Origin of the sequence: Leclercia sp. LTM14, from assembly GCF_023736175.1 — a bacterium.
Lineage (GTDB): Bacteria > Pseudomonadota > Gammaproteobacteria > Enterobacterales > Enterobacteriaceae > Enterobacter > Enterobacter barmai.
The window spans coordinates 135,498-149,714 of record NZ_JAIKTT010000002.1; the positions used below are offsets into that span (position 1 = coordinate 135,498).

Here is a 14,217-nt window from a genome sequence, read left to right on the forward strand (position 1 = left end):
TTTTTGGGACAAGGGTTAATTTTCCGCGCTGATCCGGCGCATTTTTTTATTATCGAGGGCGACGGAGAGGTGTTGCTTCATGGTGTACGACGCCTCAATCCGCTGTCCTGATTCAATGAGGGCGAGGATGCGCATATGATCTTTCACTTCCGCGTAGTAGCGGTTGCGGTCATCCATGATCCGATAGTCCATCAGCCGGCGCATGCGGTTGACGTTACGTAGAGAGATTTCAAAGAAGGGATTGTTGGAAAAACTGATGATCGTTTCGTGAAAACGGTAGCCCGCCAGCTGCAGCTGGGTAGGGGAGAGGCGCTCGATACCGCTCTCCAGCAGCATTTCCAGCTCGCGGCGGATCTCGTTAATCTTCTCCTGCGGTGCGTTGAACGTAGGCTCCAGGATAGCCATCGGTTCAATGACCATACGGAAGCTGAAAATCTGCTCCAGCGCGGTCTTGGTTTTGGCGACCGGTAAAAAACGCCAGCCGTAGCCCTGCTTACGCTCAACCCATCCTTCGCTGATGCCTCGGGCCAGCACCGTCGACAGCTGGCTTTTGGTGAGGTTATAGCGCTTCATCAGGAACAGCTCGGTCACTTCCGACTCGATCTCGTCCCGCAGCCAGTCTTCGGCAAGCTGGTAATACTCCGGCAGATCCAGCTCTTCAGAAGGTGCCGGTTGGGTATCCGCCTGCGGGGCATAGTCCTCTTTAACAAAAAAGCCGCGGTTTTGCTTTTGCAGCAGCACCCCTTTCTGTTCCAGATACACCAGCGCTTCACGAACGGGGGAGCGCGAAACATCAAAGGTTTCCGCCAGCTTAGGCACGCTGAGATGCGATCCCGGAGCAATATCGCCGCTGCCGATTAAACCCAGTAATTTCTGTGAGATACGTTCAGTGAGTGCACTAATTTTCATGCAGGCGCCCTGATTCAGGAGAGAGAAATGCAAATTTATAAAATATTATTGCATTTATTTTTCTTTAAAAGCAATGTCCGCTGCACCAGGTCGAGGGAGCACCACAATAAATATTGGCACGGCCTGCCCCCTCTCCATTCAGGGAGAGGGCTGGGGTGAGGGGGAGCATGCGGCTGTGGTGGTGGTTCCGTTCACTGTATGTTTTGTGCTTCTCTGTAAGCCCCGTCACCCGTGAACGTGCTAAGTGGGCTCGCCGCCGCTCCCTTAGCAATCCCGGCTCCCGGCCAGGAAAATCGCCGCTTCGCGGTGCACTCAGCTTATTCCCGCAGGCTTAGGGTCGGGGGCGATCCTACATCCATGTAGGTCGTCCCCTCTCGGCGCATCCGTGCGCCTCGCCCCGGCCTGCGGTCAACGCTTCGTCGATTTTCAGCCGGAGGAGGGAGTCGCTGTATGTCGTTTACTCTCCTGAAATTATTTTATCGCGGAAAGCATACGAAAATTACCGGGTGATGCGCTTAGCCCTTAAATTAGGCACGCGCATTGAGACGTCGGTTGATTAAGCGGCATTATGCTTTCCTGTGGCTGATTGCGCGGTAAGCTGAGTTCCCCGCACCTTGTCATTACTTTACAAATTGCTCCTTGCCCGAAGACGCGTCGCTCACTATTCTCATTGCCCATGAATATCCTGACGGGTCCGACTCAACATAAAAACAGGCAACTAAGAGCCGTCGTGCTTCTTTTCGTTGCCTGTATTGTCATGCTGATCTGTCTGACCCAGCGGGCCAGCATCCTGCACCACATGCAGGTCAAAGCCGCCACGCTCTCGTTGACCGCTGAAAACAGCCCGCAGGAGCTGACGTCGCCAGGGTTGTCGCCCTGCGAGCTCAGCGCCCACTCCCTGTTGGCCGCCCAACCTCTTCATTTTGATAACCTTCTGCTGTTACCCACACTGCTGGTTCTCGTTTTAGCGGTGCTGATCAAAATCAGCGTCCTGCCGAGGCCGGTTATCCTGTTTCGTCCTCCGCTCCTCCGAATACATCTCAAGAACTGCGTTTTCCGTGAATGACTGAACGGGCTGTCCCTGTTTAGTTAATTTTTCACGGAGAAAATGTATGAATACGCTTTTCAGGAGCCTGTGGTTCCTGTTATTCAGCCTGTCCACCGCTTATGCGGCGGTCCCGGGCTGGCCGATGCAGCCTGACAATTCCCATGCTCAGGTGCATGTCTTACACGATGCGCCCGCGAACGGGAAAGTGCGCCTGCTGCTGGATGTCACCCCCGATGACGGGTGGAAAACCTACTGGCGAAGCCCCGGTGACGGCGGCTTTCGGCCGGTGATCGACTGGACGCCGCAGGCCAGTACCCAGTGGCACTGGCCGCGGCCCGTGCGCTTTACGTCTGCCGGATTCAGCTCGGTGGGCTACGAGAGCCGGGTGGTGTTTCCACTGGAAATCACCACCGATGAGGTGCAGCGACTGCGTGGGAAGCTGACGCTTTCCCTGTGCAGCAATCTCTGCGTGGTCAAAACCTTCCCGCTGGATCTCAACCTGGCGTCCGGTCCGTCGACGGGCTTTGCCAGCGCCTGGGATAACGCGATGCGTGCGGTTCCTGCAACCAGCGGCTCGGTGGCGGTGAACTCTGTCGCCACTGACGCAGATCAGCTGACGGTTAAACTGACCTCGCCGGAAGGCTGGTCCCGGCCTGAACTGTTCACGGATAACCCGGCGGGGGCGACTCTTTCCCCGCCGCAGACGACGATCGACGGCGACACCCTGACGGCACGGTTTAGGGTCAGCGATGAGCAGGGCCAACCGCTGGAGGCCTCTCATCTACAGCAGATCGCGCTGCTGGTCAGCGACGGCAACCGGAGTCAGCAGCTCAGCGTTGATATCAATGCTTCTACCTCGCTGTGGCAGATTCTGGCCGTGGCGCTGGTGGGTGGCCTGATCCTCAACCTGATGCCCTGCGTGCTGCCCGTTCTGGGCATCAAGCTCGCGTCGCTGATGACCCTGGCAGAGAGCACCCGCCGTCAGACGCGGCTGCGTTTTCTGGCAACCGCGTCCGGGATCTTGTTCTCGTTTCTGGTGCTGGCGGCGGTCGTGACCGGGCTGCGGCTGTCCGGAGCCTGGATTGGCTGGGGCTTTCAGTTCCAGAATCCCTGGTTCATCGGCGCGATGGTGCTTGTGACGTGGATTTTCTGTTTCAGCCTGGCGGGCCTGATAGAGATCCGTCTGCCTTCCACGCTCACCACCCGGCTGGCGACCGCGGGCGGCAACGGTACCGGCGGGAGTTTTCTCGAAGGCGCGTTTGCGACCCTGCTTGCCACGCCCTGTACGGCGCCCTTCCTCGGCACGGCTGTGACCTTCGCCCTGGCGGCTCCCGTCCATCAGCTATGGCTCATCTTTTTTGTTCTGGGTATCGGGATGAGTCTGCCCTGGCTGGCCATCAGCATGGTGCCGGGCGTGGCGCGCTGGCTGCCGAAGCCTGGCCCCTGGATGAGGAAGCTGCGTCTGGTGCTGGTGATCCTGATGCTCGGCTCCTGCATCTGGCTGATGTCGCTGCTGATGAAGGAGTGGGGCGCACGCTATGTGCTGATCGGCGGCGGCCTGATGGTGGCGTTTTTCCTTTACCGCTGCGCGAAGGCCATGCCGAACCACCGGGAAAATCTGCGCAGCCTGACGTTTGGCGTGTTGTTTGGTGCCGGGCTGTATGCTTTTCTGGCTCCACAACCTCAGGGCAAGGCCGGTTCACCCCTGAACTGGCAGCCGCTGAGTGAGGCCGCGCTCAGTGACGCGCTGAACGCCAGAAAACGCGTGCTGGTGGATATCACCGCCGACTGGTGCCTGAACTGCCGGGTGAATGAAGTCCTGGTGCTTCACCGGCCTGAGGTGATCGCCGCGTTAAACCGCGACGACGTGGTACTGTTGCAGGGCAACTGGAGCCAGCCTTCCGCTGAAATCGAGCAGTTCCTGAGGCGCTACGGCGCCAGCGGCATTCCGTTTAACGCCATTTTTGGCCCTTCAGTTCCGCAGGGGCATGTATTGCCCTCCCTGCTGAGCAAAGACGCCTTGCTGACCGCCCTGGCAAAGGCCGACGCGGCCACGCCATCTGATTTTACTGAGGAAAAAAATGAACAAGATCCTGTCCCTGTTGACATTGACCTTAAGCTTCAGCGCCCTGGCGCAGACCGCTGATTTACCCGAACCCATTAAACACGTCCAGAAACAGGGCATTGAAATTATTAAACCGTTCAGCGCCCCCGGCGGGGTGGAAGGGTGGCTGGGGAAATATCAGGACATGGGCGTCACGCTCTATCTCACCCCGGATAAAAAGCACGTGATTTCAGGCTATATGTACGATGCCGAGGGCAATAACCTGAGCGAGAAGGTCATCAACGATGAGATCTATATTCCTGCCGGGCGTGAAATGTGGAAACAGCTCACCGCCGCGCCGGGGATCGCAGAAGGTAGCGCGGACGCGAAGTGTCAGGTGGTGGTCTTCTCCGATCCCTTCTGCCCGTACTGCAACAAGTTCTGGCATCAGGCCCAGCCTTATCTCAAGGATAAAAGCATCAGCACCAAAACCCTGCTGGTGGGCGTGATCCGCCCGGACAGTGCCCAGTACGCGGCGGCGATCCTCTCCGCCAGCGATCCGGTTAAAGTGTGGCATGACCTTGAAAGCAGCGACGGGAAAACGAAACCGGCGCTGAAAAGTAACACGCCGCCAGCGGTGTTTAAGCAGATCCAGCAGAACCAGCATTTGATGGAGCAACTCGGAGCCAGCGGTACGCCTGCCATTTATTACCTGAATAAAGATCGCGCCCTGCAGCAGATCGTCGGCTTGCCTGACGCTAAGCAGATGGCCGATCTGGTGGCCTGCAAATAAGCCTCTTCGCTTATTAACCTGAATCATAGTCTCAGCCGTTGTGCCGGTAAGCACCTTGATTTGTTCGCAAAATCATTGATACTGTATATATATACAGTTAAACGGATTTGAGACTATGCCACCCATCTACCCACGCGTTACCGCGCCCGTAAAAGGGCGCAAATAACCATGTTTGCGCTTGTCGACGTGAACAGCTTTTATGCCTCGTGCGAGACGGTGTTTCGCCCGGACCTGAAGGGACGGCCGGTGGTGGTGCTGTCGAATAACGATGGCTGCGTGATTGCCCGCAGCGCCGAAGCGAAAGGGCTGGTGACGATGGGGGCGCCGTATTTTAAACAGAAAGAGATTTTCCGCCGCCACGGCATTGTCGCCTTCAGCAGTAATTACGAGCTGTACGCCGATATGAGCAATCGGGTGATGACCACCCTGGAGGAGATGGCTCCGCGGGTTGAGATCTACTCGATTGATGAGGCTTTTTGCGATCTCACCGGGGTCAGCAACTGTTGCAATCTGGAGGCCTTTGGCCGCGAAATTCGCCAGACGGTGCTACAACATACGCACCTGACCGTCGGGGTGGGCATTGCGCCCACCAAAACCCTCGCCAAGCTGGCAAACTTTGCGGCAAAAAAATGGCAGCGGCAGACCGGCGGCGTGGTGGATTTATCCCGCGTTGAGCGTCAGCGCAAGCTGATGGCGGCGCTGCCCGTCGGCGAGGTGTGGGGTATCGGGCGGCGGATGAGTAAAAAGCTGGAGGCCATGGGCATTAATACCGTACTGGCGCTGGCGGACACCCCCACGGCCCTGATCCGCAAACATTTCAGCGTGGTGCTGGAGCGCACCGTACGCGAGCTGCGCGGCGAATCCTGTCTGGGGTTTGAAGAGTATGTCCCGCACAAGCAGGAGATTATCTGCTCCCGCTCGTTCGGCGAAAAAGTGACGGATTACGAGGCAATGCGCCAGGCCATCTGCAGCTATGCCGCCCGCGCCGCCGAGAAACTGCGGGCTGAACACCAGTACTGCCGGTTTATTTCAGCCTTCGTGAAGACGTCGCCGTTTGCGCTGAACGAGCCTTATTACGGTAATAGCGCCTCAACCAAACTGCTGACGCCAACGGAAGACAGCCGGGATATTATTGAAGCGGCAACGCACTGTCTGGATATTATCTGGAGAGAAGGGCTGCGCTATCAGAAAGCCGGCGTCATGCTGGGGGATTTTTTCAGTTCCGGCGTCGCGCAGCTGAATCTGTTTGATGAAAATCCGCCCCGGCGCAACAGCGCAGAGCTGATGGCCCTCGTCGACAAACTTAATGAGCAAGGGCGCGGAACCATCTGGTTTGCCGGACAGGGAATAGAGCAGAAATGGCAAATGAAAAGGGAAATGTTATCCCCGCGATATACCACGCGTTTTTCTGACTTTCTTCGGGTCAGATAAATCTCTTTCACTAAAATAGTGCAAAGAATAAAAGTAATTATTTGTCAGATAAGGAAGATATATCCCTGGACGATTAAGAATTACGCTATGGTGGTGACTCTATTCACCTGCCCGGAGGGGCTATTCCCAACATAAAATTTGAGTGCCCGGTTTGCACAAGCAAAAGGTTTCGTTTTACCTCTTTTTGCCCCACGCAAACCCAACCTCATGGTGCTGTTTGTTCCGTCTGCGGAACCCGACTCACCGCACACTCATGCGTGCCGCTTCCTAAAAGGAGACGCTGGCCAAAACAGGTGGTTTAGGTGTTAAAGAGGAGGGTTCATTCCGGCCCTCCCGATTAATTATTTTGCCGCTACGCTGGTGATGAATGTATATTTGCTGGCGCTTCGTTATTTCTGCAAATAATCATTATTAATAAAATCGGGTTTTATTTTACGGCTCACTTATTTTATTGATCAATTCTGCCCCCTGATTTTTACATTCCCCACCGCCCGCGTGACGGCATGCCAGTGGAAATCCTCTGCGGGTACCGCGCCCGTCCGGGCTATCTCTTCCGCCTCTTTGCCGCTCACCGTTTCGCGCAGCCATTCGCGTGCTGACTTCGGCGTCAGCACCAGCGGTCGCCGGTCGTGGATATCCACCAGCCCTTTATCTGCCGCGGCGGTCACGATCAGGAACCCTTCCGCGGTATCCCCGCGCTCAAACGGGGTGCTGCCGATCGCCGCCATAAAAATGGGCTGTCCGTCGGCGCGCGCGATAAAGTAAGGCTGCTTTTTGTCTCCCTCTTTTTTCCACTCGAACCAGCCGTCGGCAAAGACAATCGCCCGACCGTGGTTCCACAGCGGCTTAAACATCCGGCTGCTGGCGGCAGTTTCCAGGCGGGCGTTGATCAGCGGCGGCTTATCCCACCAGCCAGGGGCGTAGCCCCAGAACACCGGGTCGAGATGCAACAGATCGTCGCGCTCGCTGAGCAGCAATACTTTGGTGCCTGGCGCAACGTTATAGCGCCCGATGGGTTCCGGGTCGTAGGGGATGTCGCACTCCGCTTCATCTGCAAGAAAGGCAAGATACTCTTCCCGGGTCTGGGCCTGGGCGAAACGTCCGCACATAATTACCTCCGAGGGTTTTCTTAAGTATAGGTTGTGTATTTCCCGGATTTTAAATAGCTCAAAACACTATTCATTTTGCAAAACCAACTATCCTTTCTAAGAACATTCTGTCTCGTTTGTTTTATGCCAAAAGTCATCACCGATCGTATGTAAGTCGTTCATTTCGCTTTTACTACTCTTATATCGGGATACACCTATGAAACTCCGAATAATCACTTCTGCCGTTGTGCTGTCACTCGCTTTAGCCCAACCCGCAATGGCCGCCGACGCGCCGCTTTCCCCTCTGATGAAGCAACTGAATAACGGTAACTGGTTACCGGAGCAGGAAGCGCAGTCATTAAGCGACGAACTCTATTATCAGGATGCGATTCAGGCCTACATCCAGACCCTGCCGCTGCTGAATACCATTGGCCTGCGCGATGGCTCTGAAGCCGCGTTTGGCAAAGGCTATAACGTCCTGCCGATCTGGAAAGAGCGAATGGACAGCCGGGCGGTGGTGCCTACGCCTAACGGAGATGTGATCTATTCCATGAGTTATCTGGATCTGAAGGAGACGGGGCCGCTGGTGATCAAAGCGCCACCGAACGTCATCGGGATGTTTACCGACTTCTTCCAGAAAACCATCACCGACGTGGGTGCCATCGGGCCAGACCGCGCCCGGGGTGGCCTCTATTTACTTCTGCCGCCGGATTACGACGGTCCTGTGCCGCAGGGGTATTACGCCTTTAAATCCTCAACCTATAACGTCTTCCTCTTCTTCAGAACCATCATGGGTAAAGGTGAAGGCAAACCCGATCCGGTCCCGGCGGTGAAAAATGCCGAAACCACCCGCGTCTATCCCCTCTGGGATGTGGAAAAGGACGTGAAGCCGATGCAGTTCCCGGATGCCAGCGGGAAGCGGGTGAACATGGTTTATCCCACCGACGCCAGCTACTGGCAAAAGCTGAAAACCTTTGTGGATTATGAACCGCTGACCGCGATCCCGGATGCCACCCGCAGCGCGCTGCTCAGCATCGGCATTGTGAAGGGCAAGCCGTTCACCCCGACGGCCAAACAGCAGGAGTTACTGAACAAAGCCGTGGAAACCGCGCCGCGCATGATCCTCGCGCGTCGTCAGGTGGGGCGTGATGACCAGCGTCAGCTCTATTACAAAGACCGTCAGTGGGAGACCTCCTGGGCGGGTGCTACCGCAGAGTGGATGCAGTACGGCACCCTTGATGCCAACCAGCGCGCGGCCTTCTTCCAGATTGCGTACTCCAGCGCGGCGGCAATGGTGATGCATACCACCGGCGCGGGGTCCAAATATCCGTTTGCCACCAAAGACGGATCCGGCAAGTTCCTGAACGGCAGCAATACCTATAAGTTGCACCTGCCGCCAAACCCACCTGCGGCGCTGTTCTGGGCCGTGACTGCCTACAACATTACCGACGGCACCATGCCGGAAACCGATCAGCTGTTACCGTCCACCAACGGCTATTACAACATCCCGAAAAACAACGATGGCTCTATCGACCTCTGGTTCGGGCCGAACAAACCGGACGGTGTGGAAGACAGCGCCTTTATCAAAACCGTTCCTGACCGCAATTTCCTCGTGGCGCTGCGTCTGTATGGCACCGAAGACGGATTCTACGATCAAACATGGATCCCGGATGACCTGGTCCAGACAAACCAATAAAGGTGAATGACGTGATGAAAATAAAGTATCTGGCACTGTTTACGACTCTGGCGCTAAGCGCAGGCGCGTTCGCCCAGACCGAATCGCTGACCATTCCTCATGCCACCCAGTTCGATCAGCTCACGCAGCCGTCGGCGGATGTCACCATGCCGGAGAGCTATGTCAAAGCCATCGCGCAGCAGGCCTATATCTGGGGCTGGCCGATGGTGAATCAGTTTAACCGTCGGGAAACCATCACCAAAGCGCCTTACCCGGCGCTGAACGGCGGCATGGTGCCGGTAGCGCCGATGGGCCAGCTCAGCATGCTGACGGACTACATCAAGCCGGAGGAGACCTTCGTTACCTGTCCAAACCAGGACGTGGCCTACGGGCTGGGCTTCTTCGAACTGGATAAAGAGCCGATCGTCATTCAGGTTCCCGATTTCGGCGATCGCTTCTGGGTGTACGCCATTTACGATGCCCGCACCAATCAGATTGGTAACGTCGGTAAACCTTACGCCACCAAACCCGGTTTTTATCTGCTTGTCGGGCCCAACTGGAAAGGGGAAACCCCGCAGGGCATTAACGGTGTGATTCAGTCCTCCACCGAAATGGCCAACGTTATTCCTCGCGTCCAGATGGATGACACCCCGGAAGACCGGGCGGCGATCCAGGCCCCGATCAAAGAGATTATGACCTACCCGCTGAGTCAGTTTGACGGCAAAATGAAATCCTTCGAATACTCGAAAATCCCGGCCATCGGCGATAAACCGGATGCCAGCGCGGGCGAGACGCGCTGGGTTATTCCGGAGAAATTCTTCGACCAGTTCGCCAATGTTCTGGAAAAAGTGCCGCCGCTGCCTGGCGAAGAGGCCATGTACGCCCAGTACCGTCACCTTGTCGAAGCTGGCAAGAAAAACCCGGAAATCCGCAAATGGATGGATGCTGCCGCCGTAGAGACGGATAAAACCGTCATTGCTGATTTCTTTAAGTGGAAGAACAACGGCGTACCGGCGGGCAACGGCTGGAACCGTTCAAAAAACAACGCCGAGTTTGGGGTGGACTACTACAACCGTACCGGCACCTCGAAATCGAATATGTTCGATAACAAACCGAACGAAACCCAGTATTTCTACACCGATAACGATGCTGCGGGCACCCAGCTCTCTGGCGACCATGACTACACGGTGACCTTCGCGAAAGGCGAACTGCCGCCGGTGAAAGGGTTCTGGTCATTAACGCTCTATAACAGTAAGCATCTGTTCAGCCCTAACGAGCTGAACCGCTTCTCGTTAGGGACCAAAAACAAAAACCTGAAGTACAACGATGACGGCTCCCTGACGCTGTATGTCAGCAAAACCCGCCCATCAGATGATAAAGTGAATAACTGGCTTCCGGCGCCTGACGGCAATCTGTCCCTCTACATTCGCGCGTACTGGGGTGAACAGCCGATTCTGGATGGCACCTGGCAGCCGCCTAAAATTGAAACGGTGAAGTAAGCCATTCTGTGGGCACCTTGCCGGTGGCAGGGTGCCATCATGATTTTGAGGTTTTTTGGATGACGAATTTTCATCAACTTTCTGCCACCCGCCTGAATGGCCAGCCCATCTCCATGGCCGACTATGCGGGTAAAGTCGTTCTGGTGGTCAACACGGCCAGCAAGTGCGGCTTCACCCCACAATATGCAGGTCTTGAAACGCTCTATAAAAAGTACGCCTCTCAGGGGCTGGTGGTGCTGGGTTTTCCCTGCAACCAGTTCGGCAAGCAGGAGCCCGGCGGGGCTGATGACATCGCCCGGACCTGCCACATCAACTACGGCGTGAGCTTCCCGATGTTCGAGAAAGTCGAGGTCAACGGCGCGGCTGCGCACCCGCTGTTTCGTTACCTGAAGGACGCATTGCCCGGCGTGCTGGGCGGGCGGATCAAGTGGAACTTCACGAAATTCCTGATCGGACGCGACGGCAAGCCGATCAAGCGTTTTGCCCCGATAACCACCCCGGAGAAGATGGAAGCCGCTATCGTGACTGCCCTTGAAAAGTAAGGTTTTGATTCGCAGCACTCCGCACTTAATAAGCGTTCTCATTATCATTTTCGTTTGTTACCATCGGCACATCACAAATTCACGACGCGCGTTAAGGTGAAGGTATGTCGGCTGTGCAGAGTTATCGCTTATTCAACGTAAAACTGGCGCGAAAAGAGGTGCTTTCGCCCTCTATGCTGCGCTGCGTGTTCCGGGGCGACGACGTGCGCCATATGAAATCAGACGCACCGGATCAGCGCATTAAACTGCTTTTCCCGTCGCTGAACGGCACGCCATTGGCGTTGACCCCAGAAGGATCCTGGTGGGAGCAAATCAAGTCTCTGCCGGAAGCGATACGGCCGATCCTGCGCACCTACACGCTGCGTCGTGTGAACGTTGAGGCCTGCGAGATGGAGGTGGAGTTTGTCATGCACGGCACCGAAGGTCCGGCGTCTGCCTGGGCAACAGGGGCACAACCGGGCGATGAACTGCAGATCGTCGCGCCCAACCGTGACTATCCCGAAGACAGCGGGGGCTACGAGTGGGATCCCCATCCTCAGGCAGAACAGGGTCTGATTATTGCGGATGAAACGGCCTGGCCTGCGGTAAAAGGGATCCTGGAGCAACTTGCTCAGCGTGATACGCCCCCGCAGGTACAGGTGTTTATCGAAGTGCCGAAGCAGGGCGACTGTATCGATCTCAGCGCCTATGACTTTGCGGAAGTGCACTGGCGGGCGCGCGAGTTGACCGGGGCCTGCCACGGTGAAGCCCTGTTACAGGCCGTCAAACAGCACGTGAAGCTGCCGGAGTATGCCCTGACCCGGAGTCAGGAGGTGCGGGAAGAGGCCGAAGGAGAACTGCTGTGGGATCGCGCGCAAAGCGATAATCGGTTCCACGGCTGGGTGGCGGCGGAATCCAGCGCGGTGAAGCATCTGCGACGTTATCTGAGCGGGGAACGAAACCTGTCGAAGGAGACAATCAGCTTTATGGCCTACTGGGCTCGCGGCCGCCGTTTGTAATCAGCCGGGCGCGCCTCGCGTGCCCGGCCTGAACGCTTATTTCCCCGCCAGTTCCCTGCGGATTATCTCCGCTCCGGCGCTTAATGCGTTGAGCTTACCGTTCGCCACCTCACGGGATAACGGCGCCATCCCACAGTTGGTGGAAGGGTAGAGCTTGTCCGCATCGACGAACTGCAGCGCCTTGCGCAGCGTAGCGGCCACCTCTTCTGGCGTCTCGACGGTATGGGTTGCCACGTCGATGGCTCCGACCATCACCTTTTTGCCGCGAATAAGTTCCAGCAGATCCATCGGCACGCGGGAGTTGTGGCACTCCAGCGAGATAATATCGATATTTGAGGTCTGCAGTTTTGGGAACGCCTCTTCGTACTGGCGCCACTCTGAGCCCAGCGTCTTTTTCCAGTCGGTATTGGCTTTAATGCCGTATCCGTAGCAGATGTGCACCGCCGTTTCGCATTTCAGCCCTTCGATGGCGCGCTCCAGGGCGGCGATCCCCCAGTCATTCACCTCATCAAAGAAGACGTTAAAGGCAGGTTCGTCGAACTGAATAATATCGACCCCGGCCGCTTCCAGCTCTTTCGCTTCCTGGTTGAGAATTTTTGCGAACTCCCAGGCCAGTTTTTCGCGGCTTTTGTAGTGGTTGTCGTAAAGGGTGTCGATCATGGTCATCGGGCCCGGCAGCGCCCATTTGATCGGCTGGGTGGTGAGCTGACGTAAGTACTTCGCATCGTCAACAAACACCGGCTTCTGGCGGGAGACGGCACCCACGACGGTCGGCACGCTCGCGTCATAGCGGTTACGGATTTTCACCACTTCGCGTTTCTCAAAATCGACGCCGCTGAGGTGCTCGATAAAGGTGGTGACGAAGTGCTGGCGGGTCTGTTCACCGTCGCTGACGATATCAATCCCGGCCCGGAGCTGATCGTCCAGAGAGAGACGCAGCGCATCCTGTTTCCCGGCAAGTAATTCCTCGTTCTGCAATTTCCACGGCGACCAGAGGGTCTCCGGTTGTGCCAGCCAGGACGGTTTTGGCAGGCTGCCGGCCGTGGAGGTGGGAAGCAATGTTTTCATAACAGGTGACCTTATCGTTTTAATTAATCAAAGCGCGCAGTGAGCAGACCATTGCTCAAGAATATTTTTGTACGGCTTGATGAAATGTTTCTCGGTAAATTTTCCCTGCTCAATCGCCAGCTGGCTACGCTCTTCGCGATCGTAAACAATCTTGGTCAGGGAGTGATCCTGGTTCGTCAGGCTGGGCTGGTAATAGTGCCCGGCCACCGAGTTGGCGTTGTAAATCTCAGGACGGTAGATTTTCTGGAAAGTCTCCATGGTGCTGATAGTGCCGATCAGTTCCAGGAAGGTGTAGTCGCTCAGCAAATCGCCGGAGAAGAAAAATGCCAGCGGCGCGGCGCTGTCTGGCGGCATAAAATAGCGAACCTGGAGGCCCATCTTTTTGAAATAGGCCTCCGTCAGTGAGGTGCCTTCCTGCTGGTACTCAATGCCTAAAACCGGATGCACATTGCCAATACGCTGGTAGCTGTTTTTGTTGGAGACGCTCAGGCAGATCACGGGCGGTTTGCTAAAGTTAGCTTTATATTCCGCAGAATTAACGAAGTGCTTAAAGATGTTGCCGTGCAGTTCGCCAAAGTTATCCGGAATGCTGAATTCAGGCTGGTTTTTATTGTGATCGGGCAGCAGTACGCTGAAATCATAATCCCGGACATAGGACGAGAAGTTATTCCCGACGATCCCTTCGATACGCTCGTTGGTTTTTTTATCGATGATATTGGTTTTTAAAATTTCAATCGCCGGGAAGGTGGTGGCATTGTCTTCACCTGCGATATTCATCTCAACGGAGATAATGTCCAGTTCGACGGAATAACGATCGCCTTTCGGGTTGTCCCAGTGCGCTAAGGTGTTGAAGCGATTATCCATCATCACCAGGGTGTTGCGCAGGTTCTGCTGACGGTTATCGCCGCGGGCCAGATTGGCAAAATTAGTGGTGATGCGCGTGTTTTCCGAAGGATTGTAATTCTCATCGAAACGGCTGCGCTTAATGGTAAAGGTGAAATCGTTATTCATGGTGACGTTTCCTGGCTCTGGCATAAAGCGTGACGCTGTTGCGAAATCACCCTTTATGTTGCTCATACGTTAATATGAGTAACGTTATGCCAGAGCCAGGAGGGGAGTGAA

11 protein-coding genes and 1 pseudogene are annotated in these 14,217 nt (G+C 55.9%); 8 read left to right on the top strand and 4 right to left on the bottom strand.

Annotated elements, in window-relative coordinates; genetic code table 11:
- Positions 1-15 precede the first annotated feature (15 nt).
- Positions 16-909, bottom strand: coding sequence for a GntR family transcriptional regulator (locus K5I40_RS05030; protein WP_223075365.1), 894 nt, complete (start codon positions 907-909; stop codon positions 16-18).
- 676 nt (positions 910-1,585) lie between these two features.
- Here K5I40_RS05030 and K5I40_RS05035 point away from each other — a divergent pair.
- The 4 genes from K5I40_RS05035 to K5I40_RS05050 all read left to right on the top strand — a co-directional run bounded on the left by K5I40_RS05035 (position 1,586) and on the right by K5I40_RS05050 (position 6,225).
- Complete coding sequence (locus K5I40_RS05035; protein ID WP_039028605.1) at positions 1,586-1,975, top strand: hypothetical protein; 390 nt, start codon at positions 1,586-1,588, stop codon at positions 1,973-1,975.
- Positions 1,976-2,021: 46 nt separating this feature from the next.
- Complete coding sequence (locus tag K5I40_RS05040) at positions 2,022-4,103, top strand: protein-disulfide reductase DsbD (protein ID WP_251931003.1); 2,082 nt, start codon at positions 2,022-2,024, stop codon at positions 4,101-4,103.
- Complete coding sequence (gene dsbG, locus K5I40_RS05045; protein WP_223075363.1) at positions 4,039-4,794, top strand: thiol:disulfide interchange protein DsbG; 756 nt, start codon at positions 4,039-4,041, stop codon at positions 4,792-4,794. The genes K5I40_RS05040 and dsbG overlap by 65 nt, the downstream gene beginning before the upstream one ends.
- 168 nt (positions 4,795-4,962) lie before the next feature.
- Positions 4,963-6,225, top strand: a complete 1,263-nt coding sequence (locus K5I40_RS05050) for a Y-family DNA polymerase (protein ID WP_223075362.1) — start codon at positions 4,963-4,965, stop codon at positions 6,223-6,225.
- A gap of 432 nt (positions 6,226-6,657) precedes the next feature.
- Here the strand turns inward: K5I40_RS05050 and K5I40_RS05055 are convergent.
- Positions 6,658-7,334, bottom strand: a pseudogene (locus K5I40_RS05055) (SOS response-associated peptidase).
- Between the two features lie 196 nt (positions 7,335-7,530).
- On the opposite strand from K5I40_RS05055, the gene K5I40_RS05060 reads away from it, so the two are divergent.
- The 4 genes from K5I40_RS05060 (at position 7,531) to K5I40_RS05075 (ending at position 12,027) form a co-directional block, all read left to right on the top strand.
- Positions 7,531-9,009 carry a DUF1254 domain-containing protein gene (locus K5I40_RS05060; RefSeq protein ID WP_223075360.1) on the top strand — a complete coding sequence of 493 codons (1,479 nt, stop codon included), beginning with the start codon at positions 7,531-7,533 and terminating at the stop codon, positions 9,007-9,009.
- A gap of 14 nt (positions 9,010-9,023) precedes the next feature.
- The gene (locus tag K5I40_RS05065) at positions 9,024-10,487 is read left to right on the top strand and encodes a DUF1254 domain-containing protein (protein ID WP_223075415.1); all 1,464 of its coding nucleotides are present in this window, start codon (positions 9,024-9,026) and stop codon (positions 10,485-10,487) included.
- A gap of 59 nt (positions 10,488-10,546) precedes the next feature.
- Positions 10,547-11,029: a glutathione peroxidase gene (locus K5I40_RS05070; protein ID WP_223075359.1), complete on the top strand. Its 483-nt coding sequence runs from the start codon at positions 10,547-10,549 to the stop codon at positions 11,027-11,029.
- Positions 11,030-11,133: 104 nt separating this feature from the next.
- Positions 11,134-12,027: a siderophore-interacting protein gene (locus tag K5I40_RS05075; protein ID WP_223075358.1), complete on the top strand. Its 894-nt coding sequence runs from the start codon at positions 11,134-11,136 to the stop codon at positions 12,025-12,027.
- 36 nt (positions 12,028-12,063) lie between these two features.
- Here the strand turns inward: K5I40_RS05075 and K5I40_RS05080 are convergent, their stop codons facing one another.
- Together K5I40_RS05080 and K5I40_RS05085 are read right to left on the bottom strand one after the other, a co-directional pair.
- Positions 12,064-13,095, bottom strand: coding sequence for a methionine synthase (locus K5I40_RS05080; protein ID WP_039028614.1), 1,032 nt, complete (start codon positions 13,093-13,095; stop codon positions 12,064-12,066).
- 27 nt (positions 13,096-13,122) lie between these two features.
- Positions 13,123-14,106, bottom strand: a complete 984-nt coding sequence (locus tag K5I40_RS05085; RefSeq protein ID WP_139565202.1) for a DUF1852 domain-containing protein — start codon at positions 14,104-14,106, stop codon at positions 13,123-13,125.
- Between the last annotated feature and the right edge of the window lie 111 nt (positions 14,107-14,217).